The following is a 19,732-nucleotide window of genomic DNA, read 5'->3' as shown; positions in this document are numbered from 1 at the left end:
TTTTGAACCAACCCGATCAATTTGTTGACGAGTCATGATTGAAGAAATTAAAAAGCGAGGGGAGGCTGAATTGGGAGACCGGACCGTGTTGGATGCTTTTATTCCTGCTTGTCAAGCCTATTCAAAAAAGGTGCAAGCTGGAAGTTCCGGCTTAGATGCACTTCGGGCCGCTGTAGATGCTGCAGAGCAAGGAGCTCTGCAAACGCGGGAAATGCTGCCAAAGACAGGCCGGGCCAGCTGGATCGGGAAGAGAGTTGTCGGTGAGGTCGATGGCGGAGCTTGGCTGTGTTATAAAGTTTATCAAGTTTTATATGAAACATTAAGCAACGAAAATTCGGAAGTTTTCTAAATTACTTTTTTAAAAAAGGGGAATTTTCAAAAACTAGCAAGCTCAAAGGGAGGGGTTTACATGTATACAGTAAGTTTGGCGGGAATTATTGCAACAACGGTAACACCGTTTACCGAAGACGAAGATGTCGATGAAAAAACGTTTGTCGAGCAAGTCCGGTATCTTGTCAGCACAGGTGTCGATGGCATCAGTGTCGGCGGTTCAACGGGGGAAGGAGCCGTTTTGTCAGATGATGAAGTCGGACGGCTGTGTCAATTGGCGGTGCAAGAAGTCAATGGCAAAATCCCTGTAGTAGCAGGCGTGATTCGGAATTCCACGAGAGAAGCAATCCGAACAGCCGAAATCGCCAAGTCAACCGGTGTGGATGCACTGATGATCACGCCGGTTCATTACCATGTAAATAAACCAAGTGATAGCGGAAATTTTGAATTCTATCAACGAATTGGCGAAAAATTGGATTTGCCGATTGTCGTGTATAACGTCGTCCCACATAATTTAATCACGCCGCAGCAGCTAGAAAAATTAGCAGAAATTCCACAGATTGTTGCCATTAAGCAAAGCGGCGGCGATATTCATGGGCTTGCGCAAATGGTCAAGACATGTGGGGAGCGGATTTTGGTTAGCAGCGCTGTAGATGATTTATTGTATCCAACCTATGTGATTGGTGCGAAAGGATCCATCGTTGCCCCATCAGCCATAGTTCCAGAGCTCTTGGTTCAACAGTGGACTGCCTTTTTAAATGGGGATTTTACAACAGCGGAAGAAATCCATCAAAGGCTGTTGCCTGTATATCAAGCGATTCAAGGTCCAAACTTCCAAGGAAAAATAAAAGAAGCCATTCGTCAATTAGGAAGACCCGCGGGTCGCACGAGAAGCCCTATACAAGCTCCAACCGATGAGGAAATAGAATTTATCCGAAACAAACTGATCGAAGCAGATGTGCTCTAACCCATTAAAAACTTCTAAATCTGAGGTGATTCCCATGAAATTAAACGCTTTTGGAATAATCCCGCCAATGGTCACAGCATTTACTGCGGAAGAAGAATTAGATGTCAAAGCAATCCAGGAAGAAACCGAGTATCTGATTCAAGCCGGGGTTCACGGGATTTGTATTGGCGGAAGTACGGGGGAAGGAGCCGGATTTTCGGAAAAGGAAGTGTATACGCTTTGCAAGACGGTTGTCGAACAAGTGCGAGATCGAGTGCCTGTGATCGGCGGAATTATTGCAGATACGACATCTGAGGCCATCCGAAAATCACAAGCTGCCAAGGAAGCAGGCGTAACATCTTTGCAGGTGACGCCACCTCACTATTTGTGGACGCCTAGTACTGCCGGATTGGTTCAGCATTTTCAAAGAATCGGCAATGCAACGCAACTTCCCATTTTAATTTACAATGTGGTTCCTTGGGTTCCCATTGATGTTCATGCCATGAAAGAAATCATCGACAATGCTCCTTGGGTTCAGGGAGTCAAACAAAGCGGCGGTGACATGCATAAGATCGCAGATATGATGCATGTGCTGCATGACCAGGTCACAATTATTACAGGCATCGACGATCTTTTGTATCCGGCGTTTAGCTTGGGAGTTGACGGTGCCATCACTTGTATGCTGGCAGTCGTTCCCGAGGCGACGATCGAATTGTGGAACAAAGTGAAAGCGGGCGATCATGCGGGTGCGTTGGCGTTACATAATCGGTTGTTACCTGTTTGGAGGACCATTGAAGGACCGGATATGCCATATTTGGCAAAAGTGGCGATTGAGATGTTGGGAAGAAAAGTCGGGCCAGCCCGCAGTCCAATTTTGCCGCCCAGCGAAGCAAAGAAAGTACAAATATATAACAGCTTGGTGCAAGCCGGATTTTCTGTCGTTACTTCCGTAGTTTCTTAATAAAAAATTTAGATACGATAGAAAAATTCATCTGCAAGTTGTCTTTCATAAAAAATTTAAGGGTACCCGGTGATTTATATACCGGGTATCATATGTAAACGTTTTAAACGGGGGAGAACAGGTTGTAGCTGCCCGCCAAAAGCATTTGTAAACGATCGTACATCATTAAGGCTAGTCCCGCGAAATTCCGATAACGTTTCTGAGCAACTGAATACTTGGATGCACAGTTTGCCCAACTTACTTGATCTTCTGGATGATTGTGGTAATATGGCGGAATGGGATGGTTGCTATTCCATCAACTGGCCTTTCCCTATTGAAAGTTTGCTGTGAAATGCGGACACCGATAAACAAATTGTGTTCATCATATCCTAATACAATCCCGGTAATTCCTTGACCACCGGGTCCATAGCCAGTGGTATATACTGTAATCGTATCTCCAAGATGGATGGAGGGAGGAATATTTTTGAAATTTAGTTTCATGGCATATCGTTCCTGTCTTTCCTTTTTATAAAGAAATAGGGGGATAAAAATCCCCCACTTGAAAACAATTACAAAGCATTTTGTGTGATCGATGTGATTTGATTGATAGGAATCGTTACAACAGCACCGAATGCACCCGCAGCACCTGGTGTACCAAATGCGCCTGTTACGCCGGTTGGGCCAGCAGATGCAGACAATAAGAGAGAAATGCTGCCGCTACTGAAGTTAATAATCGTTCCTGTATATCCCCCGCCTCCCGTACCTCCGGCTGTTGTGAAAATTGTTACCGTTTGGCCAATGCGTAAAGAACGGAGAGTATTTCTAATGTTAAATCCATCAGACATAAAATTGTCCTCCTTTATAACTATTGAAATCCTGGCAAAAAGGATTTCTAATATAGTAAATGCAGCAAGATTCTTTTTGCGTGTGCGAGTTTAGTAGTAGAAACTACTATTTTTAAGAATCGCAATTTAAGAAACGTAATAGCAGAATATACGGGCCATTCCTTTTGCCTTTTGGATTACATTCTTTTTTGTTGGGCATTCTTTAAATATAGAAATCACTATGATGGAAATATGGAGTGGATATATGCACTTTAATATTCAACATATCATTCAACAATTTGGTTATTGGGGAATCTTTTTCACATTGCTGCTTGAAATGATCGGGGTGCCTTTTCCAGGTGAAACGATCCTTACTCTGTCAGGTATCGAATGGCAGCAAGGAACGTTTTCTCTTCTTCCTTTACTCCTTGTAACGTTGGCAGGCAACATAATCGGATCAACGATTTCTTATATGATCGGCCGCTATTTGGGCCGTTCTGTTATTTTGCGTTTTGGCAAGTTTGTCGGCATTACGGAACAGAGGTTTCACAGTGCAGAAGCAAAATTTCAAAAATACACGGGGATTGTCGTATTCTTCGGTAAATTCATCGCAGGAATTCGCGTTCTTACTGCGTATTTGGCTGGCATTAATCGAATGTCATTTTGGTTGTTTTCTGTGTATAACGCAATCGGATCCTTGATTTGGTGTGTTGTATTCATCATGCTGGGGAGTTACGTGGAAATCGCCTGGCAGCGCTATCATCTGATTCTTCATCAATTGATCGTTCCGATTTTGATCCTAATTGTTGCAGCTGCCGCCATTTACATAGGGAAAAAACGAAAGAAATCTTAGTGAATTCATTTGCGGCAAACGCAAGTACTTCCATGGACGGGGCATTATTCTCGTCCTTTTTGATTGGGAAAAATCTATATAGTTATGGTGTTTTGCTGATGCAAATAGTATGATCGATTTGTAGGCTTTACTGTTTCCGTTGTATGAAAGGGGAGAAAAGAACAATATGCAGGTGAAATATTGTTCCTCATGTGGTCATTTGTTAGTGAAACGAGATATAGATGGCAATAATCGAATTGCCTGCCCCGAGTGTAATTTTGTTTTTTGGGGAAATTATAGCATAGGCGTCGGAGCGTTAGTATTGAAGGATAACAAGGTATTGTTGGTTAGAAGAGCGATCGACCCAGGAAAAGGATTATGGACAAATCCCGGAGGCTATATTGAACAGCATGAGCCGATTGAGCAGACAGTTGTTCGTGAAGTGCTGGAGGAGTCGGGAGTATCTGCAATGGTTAAAGAAGTCGTTGCGATCCGTGATTTGCCTCGTGATATTCATAATTTATATGTTGCTTTTTCCATGGAATACATAGAGGGTGAGCCATGTCCGGATGGAATGGAAGTGGACGCGGCCGGATTTTTTAGTTTGCAGGAGATTGAACATATGAATGTCGCGGGCTTTACGAGGTGGCTTGTCGATGTGGCTTTTCATGGCAAAAATCAAGGGCTGATTGTGGATCAGAATCCAATCGTGCCGCTAACCGGGTACAGTTTATTTCGAGTGTCGACACATCTGTAACATATCATTGGCAAACATATCCTCCTTTCATGCAGGGGGTATTTTTGTTTCGCCGGAATCGCGGAGTCCGGCATGTTTGTATCGAATAGAATAGGAATATAAGAGGATGTGATCACATGTCTCATCTCAGACAGCATTCCTCAAAAGGGCAATCTGATTTTCTTCCTCTGCAAACGGTGCGTGATCGAAACAATTATCACTGGTTTGTTGTAGGGACTGTCTGCGTTGGTGCATTTATGGCTGCTCTCGATGCAAGTATTATCAATATTGCATTGCCTGTTCTCAAAAAGCAGTTTTCTGTCCGAATGCATATCGTCGAATGGGTAAGTCTTGTGTACTTGCTGACATTGGCGGGATTGATTGTTCCGTTTGGGAGAATTGCAGATATTATGGGGAGACGTTGGATGTATACATTAGGATTCACCGTATTCATCATCGGTTCACTGTTATGCGGACTTTCGTTTTCCTTGTCTTTTCTTTTGGTTTCACGAGTGATCCAAGCAGTAGGCGCTGCCATGCTGCAGGCAAACAGCGTTTCGATTGTGACAGCGGCAACTCCGGCGTCCGACCGGGGGAAAGCCATCGGGATTCAGGCGAGTGCACAAGGAATCGGACTGAGTCTGGGACCTGCGATTGGAGGATTGTTGTTGTCGTTTTCCAGTTGGCATTGGATATTTTATGTCAATGTACCAATTGGAATCATTGGCACGACTTTAGGCGTTCTATTTCTCCCGAAGGATAAAAAAGCGCCACAGCGAGAACGGTTTGATTATTTAGGTGCCGTAATACTTTCACCGTCTTTAGTTGCATTACTATATTTTTTAAACATGGGATTCAAGGAAGGTTGGTCTTCACCCCGCGTTGTTGGAAGTTACTTCTTGTTTGCTTTAGGAATGATCAGCTTTTTATGGGTTGAAAGAAAAAGCGAATATCCAATGGTGGATCTTTCTTTATTTAAGAAAAGAATTTTTGCGTTGGGAAGTATTACCGGTGTTCTGTCGTTTGCAGTCATGTATGCCATTTTATTGCTTACTCCGTTTTACCTGGATAATGTACAGGCGATGAGTCCGTTGGTATCGGGTATGTATTTAACCATTATTCCTATTGGGATGACCCTTTTTACACCGATTGCCGGCATTGTCGCCGATCGCTATGGGACACGGATACCGGCAGTCATTGGAATGTTGGCAGCTTGCACGGGATGTTTGTCGTTATCCTTCATGAATGCGCAGGGGGCTTTGCCATTTCTGGTTCCCGGCTTGTTTCTTGTCGGCGCAGGTGTCGGCTTGTTTACACCGCCGAATAACAGCAGTGTGATGGGGAGCGTCGCATCGAATCGCTTGGGGATTGCCGGCGGGATTTTAAATATGTCCCGTACACTTGGCATGGGACTTGGCATTACAATCGGAGGCCTAAGCTACCAGTTGTTTCTTTCCATGACCGGTTCCATGGATGAGAATGCCGCTATGATCCAACACATGATTCTCGCGTTTCGCTGGTCGTTTATCGCCATCGCTTGCATTGCAGCATGTACGCTGTTGATCGCAGCCGTTCGTCATAAATGAATCGGTCGAAGAGTTTTGTACTGTTTTGACAAAAAAGGATATACACGCATCGTGCATTCGCAGAATCCGACAGTATTGTACTTCAACCGAATCGGGCATATGATGACAAAATGATTGTTGTTTTTCTTTTTTACAGATAACTGGATAAAAGTGCGTGTTCAAAAAGTGGTTAAGTAAGACACAAGGAGTGCGAAGCCGAAGCACGAAAAGGCGACGGAGTGTACGTGTTTGGTACATGAGTAAGCCTTTTTGGGATTCGGCAAAGCAAACCGCCGTGGAGTTTTGACTACTTTTTGAACATCCTCTAAAAGAGAATCCAACCGCAAGGAATAGTGACGGGAATTCAAGTTTCGAGGAGGAGAACCAGATGCAAGAACATGAGAAAATGAAGGAGAAAGTGAAACAGCAATTTGCAAAAAATGCCCAGAAATATGTCGCAAGTGAATCCCATTCCCAAGGAAATGATCTTTCTTTACTGATTGACTGGTTACGGCCAACATCCGATTCTGTCGTTTTGGATATAGCAACTGGCGGCGGACATGTTGCTAAAACATTGGCTTCGCATGTGTCCCATGTATTCGCGACAGATCTTACCGAACAAATGCTGGAAAATACAGCGAGACACTTGAAACAACACGGCAAGAATATTTGGTATGTGATTGCAGATGCGGAATCACTTCCTTTTTTGCCAAACACGTTCGATATAGTCACTTGCCGGATTGCACCACACCATTTTCCAAATCCGGATCGATTTATTGAAGAAGTTCAAAGAGTATTACAACCCCACGGGAAATTCTTGCTCATCGATAACGTCGTTCCAGATGACAAACGATTTGCTGATTTTATGAATACATTTGAAAAATTAAGGGATAAAAGCCATGTTCGGTGTCTGTCCATGAGGGAATGGCAGGGCTTGTTTGCCGCAAAAGGTTTGGTGGAAATTCGTTCTCTTAAGCGGAAAAAGACGTATGATTATCCGACATGGGTAGAACGAACCACAGCGAATCAGGAACAAATTCAACGGGTCAGCCAGTATATTTTGAGTGCAGGCGAGGATCTCCGGCGCTATTATTCGGTAATTGCCGAAAACAATCAGATACAATCTCTAGAGGTTGATGAATGGATGGTTCTTTGTGAAAAAAGGTGACAACCATATGATAACACGATGGAAAATACTTCATTTGTCATGTTTTATAACATGTGATAAAGTTCTATTTAGATTCAATTTAGAAAACGAAAGATTTTTCGTAACCATATTTATAAAATTAGTATCCTGTGTTAGAAATTGCGTATCAAGCCATTATAGTATGCAAAATATATGTTAGGTATTTTACCAAGGAGTTGTTACGATGCCATCAATGAAGGAATTAGTGCAAGGTGTGGATACAATTTGGGTGATTGTTGCCGCTGTATTGGTTTTCTTCATGCAAGCGGGATTTGCTTTATTGGAAGCAGGATCCACGAGGATGAAGAACGCCGGGCATATTGCCGGAAAGCAAATCCTTAGCTTTGCAATTGTAACCGTTGTTTTCTGGATTTGCGGTTTCGGAATCGCATTTGGCACCGGAAATAATTTTATGGGTACTTCCGGATGGTTCATGCATGTGGAAGCTTCTAAAATCGATCAAGTATTTTCTTCGTTGAGTTTTTCGGATGTTCCAATTGGCGCCAAGTTTTTATTTGAAGTGGTATTTGCCGGAGTTTCTCTCGCGATCATGTGGGGAGGCCTTGCGGAACGTGCAAAATTGGCTGTCTATTTCTTGTTTGGAATTGTGTTTTCGGCATTCATTTATCCGGTTGTTGGACATTGGGTATGGGGTGGAGGCTGGTTAGGTTCAGTAGGAATGCAGGACTTTGCAGGCTCTACAGTAGTACATTTGGTAGGCGGGACTGCCGCATTGGTAGGCGCTATTTTGCTTGGGCCAAGACTTGGAAAGTACAACAAAGATGGTTCTTCCAATACGATCTATGGCCACAATCAAGTATATTCCGTTCTTGGCGTGATTATTTTATGGTTGGGGTGGTTTGGCTTTAATCCTGGTTCTACGCTTGGTCTTGATAAAAGTTTCTTCGCATACGTTGCATATACGACGAATCTTGCAGCAGCGGCAGGCGCAATTGGAGCTTTGGTAACCGCTTGGATTGTACTCGGAAAACCTGATATCACGTATATGTTGAATGGCGTTTTGGCAGCATTGGTTGCGATTACGGCAAGTTGCGCTTTTGTACACCCTTGGGCGGCTTTGGTTATCGGGGGATTGGCCGGAATCTTTATGGTGTTTTCTGTCCAATTGTTTGACAAAGTATTTCGAATCGACGATCCGATTGGAGCGTTTTCGGTTCACGGAGTTGCCGGAATTTGGGGAACACTTTCTACAGGATTTTTTGCAGCGCCTGATCTTGTAAACAAAGTAGGCGTCGGCAAAGCCGGTTTATTTTACGGCGGCGGGTTCCATCAGCTGTGGGTACAGTTTTACGGAGTTGCCATTGCTTTTGGATTTGTGTTTGTTACATCGTTTATTGCCATGTATCTCATTAAAATAACGGTTGGTTTACGCGTACCAAAAGAAGAAGAATTGATCGGATTGGATATTGCGGAGCATGGAACGTCCGGTTATCCCGAGCAGTTGCCATCCGATTACAGTTTTGCAAAAAGACTTCAGGCGTAATAGATAAACGCGTGCATCCTTCAAGACTATCTCAAAATGGGATAGTCTTTTTTATAGCGATCGATACGTTTCGGTTTGCGATGGGATAAAGGCTTATGCGCTTTTTAACTTAAATTCTATATTAAGGAACGCGGTTCTATTGTATAATAAATAAAAAGAATCCTATGGAGTCTTTGTCATTCCTATCAGGATCTGTTTGTTCATGATTATTATAATTCGATAGTTAATGAAAGGAGATTTACAATGAAAGATTACGTAAAAGTAGGGAATATTCAAGTTGCGCCAGTTCTTTATCAGTTTATTCATTCAGAAGTCCTGCCCGGCAGCGGATTGACCGGTGAGCAGTTCTGGTCCGGTTTGGATGCCTTGATTCATGACTTGGCGCCCAAAAACAAGGCGTTATTAGCCAAGCGGGATGAAATGCAAAGGCGAATCAATGAATGGCATAAGGAAAACAAAGATCGTTTTGATTTCGAAACATATAAATCATTTTTGCAAGCGATTGGCTATCTGGAACCGGAAGCAGAAGATTTTCAGATTGCCACACAAGGAGTAGATGATGCAATTGCATTGCAAGCCGGACCGCAATTGGTCGTTCCGGTCAATAATGCCCGTTATGCCATCAATGCTGCGAACGCCCGTTGGGGAAGCCTTTACGATGCATTGTACGGAACAGATGCAATCGATGAAGAGGGTGGAGCGGAACGCACAGGCGCTTACAATCCGATTCGAGGCGGGAAAGTCATTGCATATGCCAAGGAATTTCTGGATCAAGCGGCACCATTAAGGGAATATTCCCATAAAGACGTCGTGCAGTATTCCATCGACAATGGCCAATTGTCCGTTTTGCTGCAAAACGGAGCAACTACCGGACTCAAGGATGTTTCACAGCTTGCTGGGTATCAGGGACAGCTTGAAAACCCTTCCGCCATATTGTTGAAAAATAACGGCTTGCATTTGGAAATTCAAGTCGATCGCAGCCATCCGATCGGCAAAACGGATCCGGCGGGCGTTAAAGATATCCTCATGGAAGCGGCGCTGACGACCATCATGGACTGCGAAGACTCGGTTGCTGCTGTCGATGCTTGGGACAAGGTGCTGGTGTACAGCAACTTGTTAGGACTCATGAAAGGGGATTTGTCTGCTACCTTCACGAAGGGCAACAAATCCATGACACGAACACTGAACCCTGATCGGACGTACACCTCCGTTACCGGCGAGGAATTCAGCCTGCCTGGGCGGTCCCTCTTGTTTGTCCGCAACGTTGGCCATTTGATGACGACGAATGCGATACTCGATCAGGACGGCGAGGAGATTCCTGAAGGGATTTTGGATACGGCTGTCACTGGCCTGATCGGTATGCATGACGTCTTGAAAAATGGGAAATATCAAAATTCCACGAAAGGCTCGATCTATATTGTAAAGCCGAAAATGCACGGCTCCGAGGAAGTGGCGTTTGCCAATGAACTGTTTGATCGTGTGGAAGACATGCTGGGTCTGGATCGCAATACGCTTAAAATCGGCGTCATGGACGAGGAACGCCGTACTTCTTTGAACTTGAAAGCTTGCATACGTCAAGTGAAGGATCGAGTCGTGTTTATTAATACCGGATTCCTGGATCGGACCGGTGACGAAATGCATACTTCGATGGAAGCGGGACCAATGATTCGAAAGAATGACATGAAATCATCAAAATGGCTGCAAAGTTATGAGCAGTCGAACGTGAACATAGGGCTGTCCTGTGGCTTCCAAAATCGCGCTCAGATCGGCAAGGGAATGTGGGCCATGCCGGACCTGATGAAGGAAATGTTGCAGCAAAAAATCGGCCATCTGAAAGCAGGCGGCAATACCGCATGGGTGCCTTCGCCGACTGCGGCTACATTGCACGCGATCCACTATCACCAAGTGGATGTAAAGGAAGTGCAAAACAAATTAAAAGAAACCATTCGGGATTTCCGCGATGATATTTTGGACATTCCCGTGGCGCAAACACCACAATGGAGCCCGGAAGAAATTCAACAGGAACTCGATAACAATGCACAAGGGATACTCGGTTATGTGGTTCGTTGGGTCGAGCAGGGGATCGGTTGCTCCAAAGTGCCGGATATTAACAATATAGGCCTGATGGAAGACCGTGCCACGTTGCGTATTTCCAGCCAGCACATGGCAAACTGGCTGCACCATGGGGTTTGTACGAAGGAACAGATCACAGAGACCATGCAGCGCATGGCTAAAGTCGTGGATGAGCAAAACGCCGGAGATGCCGCCTACCGTCCCATGGCTGCAGACTTCGATAACTCTGTGGCATTTCAGGCTGCCTGCGATCTGGTTTTTCAAGGTTATGAACAGCCAAATGGTTACACCGAGCCCATCTTGCACCGCCGGCGCATCGAATTTAAGGCCAAGGCTGCATTACAGAAAGCATAAGGAAATGAACCTCCAACCCCACTTTCATTGTGGTTTTGGAGGTTTTTTCGTCAGAGATCATTGATCACACGGTGTGTGCGCCCTGATTACGAATGTAAAACATCCTGCGGTACTTGGATGGGCGCTACGTTGTTGTAGTTGGACCATGTAATGGCAAAACTCCCGTTCGCCTCCGGCGGCAACTCCAATGTCATGCTGTTTAACAGATTTGTATGTTTATCAATGACGATCGTAACGTTTGTAGTACTTGGAGTTGCATGCAAACCCGGAACATTTTGTGGGATTGCATCATTCCCGCCCATTAAAGCGTTCATCTCATGATCGTCAAGAGTACCCGTCAGGACATAGGAATCTCCGGTTTTCGTCGCACGAAGGTCCGCTGCAAGCATATTGATTTCCGATTGATGTTGCGTAAAGTTTGGCAACGGGATCAAGCTTCCATCTGCCGACTGTTTGTCCCACGTATTTGTAAAAGGATTTAAGATATGAACCGTTCCATTCACCTCATACACTTCAAGCGGTATCGTACCCTGTGCATTTGCACCTGAATTCCCGTCCGCAGAGATCGAAACATTGCCTTTTGCATGAATGATGGCCGGTTGTTTCGTATAATCGATTTCCAACGCCAATTGTGTGTGAATTTGGCCTGGGGAACCATTGCCTGTTGCATGTAATGCAACATTCATTTGAAACGAATGTTCGGCTTCCATTGCTGCATTTGATTTGTTTAAAATGTCCAATGTTTTTGCCATCGTATCGACTCGTGATTGATAGGAGCCAGCATTCGCATAAACCTCATAAGCAAGTCGGGCAACCGCTTGCCTGTCTGCAGATTGTGCCGGATTCAACTGAAATGATCCGTCGGAATTTGCGGAACCTTTCAGCAGACCTATTTTTTGGGCGATCGCAACGTATGGCACAGCATACTCGTCTATTGTTTTGGCATCCGAAAACGTTGGCGAAAGGCTCATCTGTCTCGCAAAATTTTCTTCACCGAGAGCCCTGATAAAGAAAACCGCCAATTGCTCCCGCGAAATCAAATGCTGTGCACCAAATTGTGTGGCGCTGATTCCGCTGGTAAGCTTATCATTGACCAAAGCCCCAACATATGGCCTTGCCCATCCGTCAACATCCGTAAATTGCGAAGACGCCGATGCATCCGGAGTAAGTTTTAATGATTTTGCCAGTACGACAGCAAACTCTTCGCGGGTCATTGGATGGTTGGGCCGAAATGTTCCATCCTTATACCCGGATAGAATTCCAGCATTCGATAGAGTTTGAATTTCGCTTAAAGCATAAGAATTGCCAGTATCCGAAAATGTAGCAGCACTTGCAAATGCTACGCTTGTCATAGTCGAAGCAACGAGACTCGCGGCCATAATGGTTAATAATTTGAATGATTTCATTTCTAGTCCCCTCGTCCTGAATGATGTTTCTTTGTTGCTGAGATATACATTCATGCACGAAAATGATTCCATGCATCCGATTGATCCGAAGTCCTTGTCCCAATCCGATTCGTAATCTAAGATGGAACAACACCCGAATCAATAAAAACGGCAGCCTTGAAAATTGCAGATATGTTAAAACTATTGAATTATGTCAACAAAATCAACTTGAGTTTGATGGCAAATATGAGATGTATTTCCATAATGGAGAGTTGAAAGTGGAATGCCATCATGAAAGTGTCAAATGACCTCGTATCGGTAGAAAAAAACGGGGAAAGTCTCGCTTTCACTCCAGTTCAAGCGAATGCGACAACGTGAAGGAATTGATTTAGCTAAAAAGGAAGGCAAATACAGTGGAAGAGTCACAGTACCACCCGTTCAACGGGTGGTACTGTGACTGATGGAAATGGTAATGTGGTAGCACAGTATCAGTATGATGCATGGGGTAATAGCATTTCTCAGTCAGGAACGATGACTTCTTCAAACCCATATAGTTCACTGTGGATGAATTGATACACGCTTGAATGAGCCTTTCAAACAATTCCCCGGTAAACATTCGACGATTGAACCGATAACAAAATTCATTTAAGTAAGCTTGTTATGGCGTAATCGTCAAATACTAACCACGTATAGGGTAAAGGAATGAATTTCACTTGCGGGCGAGAACCCGCACTTTACTCTTCATCCCTTCCTCAACAAACCGTACGTGAGGTTTTCCCTCATACGGCTTTCTGATGAGATCGTACCTACACTGCTTACCAGTAGGATTCCGACAACCGAATACAATTAGTGAAAAATTATTAAATTGCCGCTACTTTCAATTCCATTGCTTTATCTGCCGGGACAAACACGTAGCCAAGGTCTTTGGCGACAGCTTCGTACGTAACGGAACCAAACGCCACGTTTACGCCGCGATACAATGCCTTATTGTCGGCAATTGCCTTTTGGACGCCTTTGTTTGCAATTTGCAGCGCATAGGGGATCGTTACATTTGTCAACGCAAGCGTGGATGTTCTTGCGACAGCCCCTGGCATATTGGCTACTGCATAATGAATGACCCCATATTTTTCGTAGGTCGGATTGGAATGAGTCGTAACGCGGTCGATCGTTTCGATCGAGCCGCCTTGATCGATGGCTACATCGACGATTACAGAACCTGCGGACATTCCTTTTACCATGTAGTCTTTGACGAGTTTTGGCGCACGGGCTCCAGGGATGAGAACACAGCCGATCAACAAGTCTGCTTTGCCGACAGCCTGTTCGAGATTGTAGGAATTGGACATCAGTGTTGTGATGCGGCTGCCGAAAATATCATCGAGATAACGAAGACGGTCTGGATTAACGTCGAGGATGGTGACGCGCGCACCCGAACCGACCGCCATTTTGGCGGCATTCAATCCGACGGTGCCGCCGCCGACGATCACGACTTCTCCTGGGGCAACTCCAGGAACTCCGCTCAAGAGAATGCCTTTCCCGCCATTTGGTTTTTCTAAAAATTGCGCGCCGATTTGGACAGCCATACGGCCTGCCACTTCACTCATCGGTGTCAAAAGCGGCAAAGACCGGTCATCAAGCTGGATGGTTTCGTATGCGATGGCGATCACTCCGTTATCCGCCAATGCTTTTGTCAAAGCAGGCTCAGGAGCCAGATGCAAATAGGTAAACAGAATCAACCCTTCGCGGAAATATGTGTATTCTTCCGGCAACGGTTCTTTTACTTTCATGATCATATCGGATTGCGTCCAAACGTCTGCCGCAGAGGATAGAATCGTCGCGCCTTTTTGGCGATATTCTTCATCGGCAAATCCGCTGCCGACTCCCGCGGATGATTCGATGTATACGGTATGTCCGTTGTTTTTTAACACTTCCACGCCGCCGGGTGTAATGGCAACACGATTTTCATTATTTTTAATTTCTCTTGGAATTCCGATTTTCATAAATATCCCCCTCAATGATTGCTTTGCCGAATCCCAAAAAGCCCTATCATGCACCGAACACGTACACTTCTCAGACTTTTTCGTGCTTCAACTCATCTCCTTGTGTCTAGCTTAACCATTTTTTGAATAATCACTTATATAAAGTATAGGGGAGACGGGGGATTTTTTCTTTGTTGAGAAAAATGAAAAACTCGCAATAGGTTTGTGTATTTTAACAAGTTCACTTTTGTTCCAACTGTATCAATCGGAATTCCAGATAGAGTCCGACTTTCTGATCCATGTCTTTCAACTGAATGTCTGCGATTTCAGCCATGCGTGCAAGTCGATAGGCAAGCGTGTTCGTATGAATATGCAAACGGTCAGCCGCCTCTTTGATATTGGAATCGCAGACCAGGTAGACAAACAGGGTTTCCAGCAGATTGGAGTGGTGCAGCCGGTCATATTCCTGCAATTTTTGGATGGCCGGATGATTGGATTTATGCTGTTTCCGGAATTCATGCAATACTGGGATGTATCGATAAAATCCTAAATCTTCATAATGAAGCAACGGTTTGATTTCACTTGGATAACGATCTTTCATTTGCAAAACGGTTAATGCTTCCTGGTAGCTATTTTCCACTTTCGTATAGTGATCCCGATATAATGTGCCGACTGCCGGAGTAATCGATGAAACTTCAAAACGCTCCCACATCTGGGCGACAAAGTTTTGTACAAATGCGGAAATATCCTGTTTTGCAGTAGCTGGCAGCGGCGGATTGACCAACAGAATCAATTGGCTTCGATCTACAGCAGTCAATACAATTTTTACTTTTTGATTCGTTTTGATTACATACTGGATTTTTTGGCGAATTTGGGGGTCGATCGGTTGTTTAAAATCTAAAACAAGGATCTGAAAATCCCTTGCGAGAGAAAGCGCCAATTTTTGTGCTTCTTCTTCAATGGCAGCATCGGACGGAAAGGAACCGGTCAACAATCGCCAAAAAAATTCTTGATAACCCTCTTCTTGTTTTTGCTTGCGGATTTGTAGCTGCATGAGCTTGGCTTTCGCTGTCTGAGCGGCTTTTTTTAACACGTGAAAGGCATGCGAAGATAAGGGCCGGGTTTCCACAACCCAAATATATCCCAATACTTCCTGATTTTTGCGAATCGAAATCGCTACACGGCTGCCGAGCCCCACATCTTGAATGGATGGGATATGAATCGGTTCATCACCACTCAACAGCCGTTGGATCACTCCTTCTTTCCAAAGGCTGTTAATGACAGATTCCGGAACACGGCGGCCGATGATGGTTGCAATGCGTGCCGGGTCGGTCTGCAAATCGTGAAAGCTATATGCAAGCAGACGGTGATTGGCGTCTTCAATCGTTACAGGACACTGCAATGTCTCGCTGATCCTGTCCGCCAACGTCTCTAAATTTTCAAAAGGTTCATCAAACGGATCATGTTCCAAATTCACTTCTGCTAACTCCTCAAATACGCAAAATGTTTTACGAGGATGGTTCAATAAAACTCAGATTCGTTTCATACAAAACAATTGTGTTCATTCATTATATCATTGAAATCATCTACGGAAATAGACAGAATTATAGAAAGGGAACCCGATTTTGTAAAATTTTCAATTTGCACTAGACTGAATTGTGACAGTTAAAATAAAATAATGACAAATAAAAACTAGATATGGTATATTCAAAATACAAGATGAATATTTCAGAACCATATTCCGTAATGCAGAACAAATGAATATCAGGGAGGTGAGCGGAAAGGGGAAAGCGGAAGTTCTTGATACAATTCAATTAAGCAATTAAGCAATTAAGCAATTAAGCAATTAAGCAATTAAGCAATTAAGCAATTAAGCAGTATCGATTCCGATGGAGAAGGGGGCACATTGTAATGAGTTGGACTCAGGGGTACACACCTGTGGCGGGTAGTGTGGGGTGGTCTGCGCTGGTTGCGACACTTCCGATTTTGTTCTTTTTCTGGGCGTTGGCAGTCAAACGCATGAAAGGTCATGTTGCGGCGTTTTATACAGTGATAATCGCCATTTTGATTTCTATTATCTTTTTCCATTTCCCAATTGTGAAAGCGGTGTCATCTACGTTATACGGTGGGCTGACGGGTATTTGGCCGATTGGGTGGATTGTTTTTACAGCGGTGTTCCTGTACAATCTGACGGTTAAAACAGGACATTTCGATACCATTCGCGAATCGATCAGTGGAATCACAAGTGACCGCAGAATTCAAATGCTGCTGATTGCGTTTTCCTTTGGGGCATTCCTGGAAGGTGCTGCCGGATTTGGAGCGCCTGTTGCGATTGCGGGTGCGATGCTTGTGGGATTAGGATTTAATCCATTGTATGCGGCGGGTTTGTGCTTGATCGCCGATACCGGTCCGGTTGCATTTGGCGCACTGGGGATACCTGTGACGGCGTTGGCAGGCGTTACGCATTCCAATGCATTGTTCTTGAGCCAAGTTATCGGACGACAGTTGCCGATCGTTTCGTTTCTGTTGCCATTCTGGCTGGTATTTGTCATGTCCGGCTGGAAAGGATTAAAAGAAGTACTGCCGGCTGCGTTTACTGCAGGCTTTTCCTTTGCAATCACACAATTTTTAGTTGCAAACTATCTTGGCCCACAGCTTCCGGACGTTTTGTCTGCTCTCGTTTCCTTGGTGGCCGTTATCATTTTGATGCGGTTTTGGCAGCCGAAAACCATTTTCCGCTTTAAGAATGAAGAACAAATTGCGGCAACATCCGAACTTGGACTAAAATCCAATTTGCCGCCGAAGCATTCGGCAGGTGAAGTGCTGCGCGCATGGACGCCGTACATTCTCTTGACGGTCATGGTTATTTTATGGACTTTGCCGGGCGTAAAGAAAGCGCTCTCCGGATTTACGGTTACTTTCAAATTCTGGGCATTGCACAACGAAGTTTTGAAAGCGGCTCCAATTGTGGCAAAAGCTACTCCAATACCGGCGATCTATACGTTTGACATTTTGGCTGCGACAGGTACATCCATTCTCGTGACAGCGTTTTTAGCGAAATTTGTCATTGGAATTTCCATGGGCGACTGGTTGAAGACGTTTGGCGAAACGTTAAAGCAATTGAAGTATCCGCTGACAACGATTGGTTTGGTTGTCGGATTTGGACAATTGATGAACTACTCCGGGATGAGTGCTACGATGGCCCTTGCCTTGGCGCATACAGGCGTGTTGTTCCCGATCTTCGCGCCATTGCTCGGATGGATCGGCGTATTCCTGACAGGCAGCGACACTTCATCCAATCTCTTGTTTGGCGGTTTGCAACAATTGACAGCACAACAATTGCACCTCAATCCATATCTGACCATGGGGGCAAACTCCTCAGGCGGTGTGATGGGAAAAATGATTTCACCCCAATCCATTGCCGTCGGTACTTCTGCGACAGGTTTGGTGGGGAAAGAAGGCGACTTGTACCGTTTCACCATCAAGCATAGCGTCCTGTTCCTGGCGATCATCGCCGTGATCACAGTACTGCAAGCCTATGTGTTCCCTGGCATGATTCCGGGAAAATAACTTAGCAAATTTTCGTACCTTCATACTATGGATGAGCGGAGAGGAGATATCTCCTCTCTTTTCTCCATTCATGCAAGTTGTTGTTTTCTGCACATGCGGCATCCCAAGCCACAGATGAATCTGTCGGCAAATGTGGCGGCATGCTCATGGATTTTGGTTTTGAAGAATATACAATCTTGGAGGTGAAACCATGACAATCGAAACACGCATAGCAGCAGATACAATTGTACAAGTGTGTCGAAGCATTCTCTCCCCTGATCGTGTATACGAGGATTCGTCAGCCACAAAGGCAATCGATGGTCATGAGCGTCAGACGATTGTCTTGGAGCCGGAGACAGAAGAGGAAGTATCGAATCTTCTGGCATTGGCAAATGAGAACGGATTGCATGTTTCTGTCGTTGGCGGCGGTACGCAGCTTGCCTATGGGAATATTTCCAAACCGATCGATCTCGTAATTCGAACGGTTCGCATGAATCAGGTGATCGAGTACTCGCCGGCCGATATGACCGTTACCGTCCAACCGGGCGTTGTGTTCAAGGACTTGCAAAAACTTCTGGCAGACAGCGGACAAATGCTTTCCATCCATCCCTCTTGCATGGATCATGCGACAATCGGCGGGATCGTGGCAACGGATCTGAGCGGTCCATCCCGTGTCTTGTACGGAACATTGCGGGATCACACCATCGGTCTCCGGGTGGTATACCCCAACGGACAAGTGATTCAGACAGGCGGAAAAGTGGTGAAAAATGTCGCCGGATACGATATGACCAAGCTTTTCATCGGTTCCTTGGGAACATTGGCGATGATTACAGAAGTTACATTTAAGTTGAAACCGCTGCCTTTGCATCGGGAACTGTGCGTTTTAAGCGGAACATTGCAGCAAATCCAAGAAATCTCCGAGAGAATCATCAACTCACATTTGGTTCCGAGTTCGTTTGAAGTATTGTCCGGTTCCTGCTCAGCCGTTACGGATTTGCCATCTCCATGGACGCTGGCTGTCGGGTGCGACGAAGTGGAGACAGCAGCCGCTTATCAAACATCTGTCTTGACGCAATGGGCGAAAGAAGCAGGTTTGGCGATCAATGTCCGCAAAGGCGCTGCTGTCGAACGGTTTTGGAACGTCTATCATGGGGATATCTGCGGTGCCAGTCTCGTGATTAAAGTCAGCACAAAAGCTGCAGGCATCTTGACAGATCTTGCGCAAATGAAGAGCCTGGCTGACCAAATGCAGCTGCCTGTCATCGCTACTTGCAACAAAGCGCAAGGAACTGCCGCAGTGGTTTGCAAAACAGGCTCGGTGGAGCAATGGGAGGAGCTTGTCACGCGTGTTCGACAAATGGCGGAACGTCAAAAAGGGTTCGCAGTGATGCTTGCAGGACCTTTGGAATTGCGGAAACGCGTCGATGTATTCGGGCAAGTGGATGCTGCATGGTCGCTGATGAAAGGAATCAAACAAACCATTGACGCGCACGGGATTATGAACCCGGGTCGTTTCTTGGGAGGGATATAAC

The 19,732-nt window shown here is 45.1% G+C and carries 16 protein-coding genes and 1 pseudogene; 11 read left to right on the top strand and 6 right to left on the bottom strand.

Annotated features, from left to right (window positions below; translation table 11 throughout):
• The first annotated feature begins 34 nt into the window (after positions 1-34).
• From LSG31_RS20980 to LSG31_RS20970, 3 genes are read left to right on the top strand one after another with little or no spacing between them, the layout of a single operon-like run.
• Positions 35-349 (top strand): dihydroxyacetone kinase subunit L, encoded by a 315-nt coding sequence (locus LSG31_RS20980; protein ID WP_347436979.1) that lies wholly within the window; start codon positions 35-37, stop codon positions 347-349.
• 60 nt (positions 350-409) lie between these two features.
• Entirely contained in the window at positions 410-1,297 is an 888-nt protein-coding gene (locus LSG31_RS20975; RefSeq protein ID WP_347436978.1) for a dihydrodipicolinate synthase family protein, read from the top strand.
• Between the two features lie 34 nt (positions 1,298-1,331).
• Positions 1,332-2,237 carry a dihydrodipicolinate synthase family protein gene (locus tag LSG31_RS20970; RefSeq protein WP_347436977.1) on the top strand — a complete coding sequence of 302 codons (906 nt, stop codon included), beginning with the start codon at positions 1,332-1,334 and terminating at the stop codon, positions 2,235-2,237.
• A gap of 237 nt (positions 2,238-2,474) precedes the next feature.
• On the opposite strand, the gene LSG31_RS20965 is transcribed toward LSG31_RS20970, so the two are convergent.
• The gene (locus tag LSG31_RS20965) at positions 2,475-2,717 is read right to left on the bottom strand and encodes a hypothetical protein (RefSeq protein WP_347436976.1); all 243 of its coding nucleotides are present in this window, start codon (positions 2,715-2,717) and stop codon (positions 2,475-2,477) included.
• A 68-nt stretch (positions 2,718-2,785) separates the two neighbouring features.
• Complete coding sequence (locus LSG31_RS20960) at positions 2,786-3,061, bottom strand: hypothetical protein (protein WP_347436975.1); 276 nt, start codon at positions 3,059-3,061, stop codon at positions 2,786-2,788.
• 244 nt (positions 3,062-3,305) lie between these two features.
• Between LSG31_RS20960 and LSG31_RS20955 the strand changes: the two genes are divergently transcribed.
• From LSG31_RS20955 to LSG31_RS20930, 6 genes are all read left to right on the top strand, one after another.
• Positions 3,306-3,893, top strand: a complete 588-nt coding sequence (locus LSG31_RS20955; RefSeq protein ID WP_347436974.1) for a DedA family protein — start codon at positions 3,306-3,308, stop codon at positions 3,891-3,893.
• Positions 3,894-4,059: 166 nt separating this feature from the next.
• A complete protein-coding gene (locus LSG31_RS20950) occupies positions 4,060-4,629 on the top strand; it encodes an NUDIX domain-containing protein (RefSeq protein WP_347436973.1) in 570 nt (189 codons plus the stop codon).
• 116 nt (positions 4,630-4,745) lie between these two features.
• A complete protein-coding gene (locus tag LSG31_RS20945; protein ID WP_347436972.1) occupies positions 4,746-6,194 on the top strand; it encodes an MFS transporter in 1,449 nt (482 codons plus the stop codon).
• 367 nt (positions 6,195-6,561) lie between these two features.
• The gene (locus LSG31_RS20940) at positions 6,562-7,341 is read left to right on the top strand and encodes a class I SAM-dependent methyltransferase (RefSeq protein WP_347436971.1); all 780 of its coding nucleotides are present in this window, start codon (positions 6,562-6,564) and stop codon (positions 7,339-7,341) included.
• Between the two features lie 202 nt (positions 7,342-7,543).
• A complete protein-coding gene (locus LSG31_RS20935; protein ID WP_347436970.1) occupies positions 7,544-8,863 on the top strand; it encodes an ammonium transporter in 1,320 nt (439 codons plus the stop codon).
• Between the two features lie 243 nt (positions 8,864-9,106).
• Entirely contained in the window at positions 9,107-11,290 is a 2,184-nt protein-coding gene (locus LSG31_RS20930) for a malate synthase G (protein ID WP_347436969.1), read from the top strand.
• A gap of 86 nt (positions 11,291-11,376) precedes the next feature.
• On the opposite strand, the gene LSG31_RS20925 is transcribed toward LSG31_RS20930, so the two are convergent.
• The 4 genes and pseudogenes from LSG31_RS20925 to LSG31_RS20910 form a co-directional block, all read right to left on the bottom strand.
• The gene (locus LSG31_RS20925; RefSeq protein ID WP_347436968.1) at positions 11,377-12,696 is read right to left on the bottom strand and encodes a DUF6612 family protein; all 1,320 of its coding nucleotides are present in this window, start codon (positions 12,694-12,696) and stop codon (positions 11,377-11,379) included.
• A gap of 541 nt (positions 12,697-13,237) precedes the next feature.
• Positions 13,238-13,333 (bottom strand): annotated as a pseudogene (locus LSG31_RS20920) (IS1595 family transposase); the annotation flags it as partial.
• Positions 13,334-13,535: 202 nt separating this feature from the next.
• Positions 13,536-14,672, bottom strand: coding sequence for an alanine dehydrogenase (gene ald / locus LSG31_RS20915; RefSeq protein WP_347436967.1), 1,137 nt, complete (start codon positions 14,670-14,672; stop codon positions 13,536-13,538).
• Between the two features lie 220 nt (positions 14,673-14,892).
• Entirely contained in the window at positions 14,893-16,128 is a 1,236-nt protein-coding gene (locus LSG31_RS20910) for a PucR family transcriptional regulator (RefSeq protein WP_347436966.1), read from the bottom strand.
• A 434-nt stretch (positions 16,129-16,562) separates the two neighbouring features.
• On the opposite strand from LSG31_RS20910, the gene LSG31_RS20905 reads away from it, so the two are divergent.
• Both LSG31_RS20905 and LSG31_RS20900 read left to right on the top strand, forming a co-directional pair.
• Complete coding sequence (locus LSG31_RS20905) at positions 16,563-18,221, top strand: L-lactate permease (RefSeq protein ID WP_347436965.1); 1,659 nt, start codon at positions 16,563-16,565, stop codon at positions 18,219-18,221.
• Positions 18,222-18,411: 190 nt separating this feature from the next.
• Entirely contained in the window at positions 18,412-19,731 is a 1,320-nt protein-coding gene (locus LSG31_RS20900) for an FAD-binding oxidoreductase (RefSeq protein WP_347436964.1), read from the top strand.
• The last annotated feature ends 1 nt before the right edge of the window (position 19,732 follow it).

Origin of the sequence: Fodinisporobacter ferrooxydans (assembly GCF_022818495.1) — a bacterium.
GTDB classification, from domain to species: domain Bacteria; phylum Bacillota; class Bacilli; order Tumebacillales; family MYW30-H2; genus Fodinisporobacter; species Fodinisporobacter ferrooxydans.
The sequence above is the reverse complement of the archived record's forward strand: the minus strand, read 5'-3'. Positions and strand labels throughout refer to the sequence as shown.

Coding starts and splice junctions, on each gene's coding strand:
- LSG31_RS20980 (WP_347436979.1), top strand. CDS start 35: ATGATTGAAGAAATTAAAAAGCGAGGGGAGGCTGAATTGGGAGACCGG.
- LSG31_RS20975 (WP_347436978.1), top strand. CDS start 410: ATGTATACAGTAAGTTTGGCGGGAATTATTGCAACAACGGTAACACCG.
- LSG31_RS20970 (WP_347436977.1), top strand. CDS start 1,332: ATGAAATTAAACGCTTTTGGAATAATCCCGCCAATGGTCACAGCATTT.
- LSG31_RS20965 (WP_347436976.1), bottom strand. CDS start 2,717: ATGAAACTAAATTTCAAAAATATTCCTCCCTCCATCCATCTTGGAGAT.
- LSG31_RS20960 (WP_347436975.1), bottom strand. CDS start 3,061: ATGTCTGATGGATTTAACATTAGAAATACTCTCCGTTCTTTACGCATT.
- LSG31_RS20955 (WP_347436974.1), top strand. CDS start 3,306: ATGCACTTTAATATTCAACATATCATTCAACAATTTGGTTATTGGGGA.
- LSG31_RS20950 (WP_347436973.1), top strand. CDS start 4,060: ATGCAGGTGAAATATTGTTCCTCATGTGGTCATTTGTTAGTGAAACGA.
- LSG31_RS20945 (WP_347436972.1), top strand. CDS start 4,746: ATGTCTCATCTCAGACAGCATTCCTCAAAAGGGCAATCTGATTTTCTT.
- LSG31_RS20940 (WP_347436971.1), top strand. CDS start 6,562: ATGCAAGAACATGAGAAAATGAAGGAGAAAGTGAAACAGCAATTTGCA.
- LSG31_RS20935 (WP_347436970.1), top strand. CDS start 7,544: ATGCCATCAATGAAGGAATTAGTGCAAGGTGTGGATACAATTTGGGTG.
- LSG31_RS20930 (WP_347436969.1), top strand. CDS start 9,107: ATGAAAGATTACGTAAAAGTAGGGAATATTCAAGTTGCGCCAGTTCTT.
- LSG31_RS20925 (WP_347436968.1), bottom strand. CDS start 12,696: ATGAAATCATTCAAATTATTAACCATTATGGCCGCGAGTCTCGTTGCT.
- ald (WP_347436967.1), bottom strand. CDS start 14,672: ATGAAAATCGGAATTCCAAGAGAAATTAAAAATAATGAAAATCGTGTT.
- LSG31_RS20905 (WP_347436965.1), top strand. CDS start 16,563: ATGAGTTGGACTCAGGGGTACACACCTGTGGCGGGTAGTGTGGGGTGG.
- LSG31_RS20900 (WP_347436964.1), top strand. CDS start 18,412: ATGACAATCGAAACACGCATAGCAGCAGATACAATTGTACAAGTGTGT.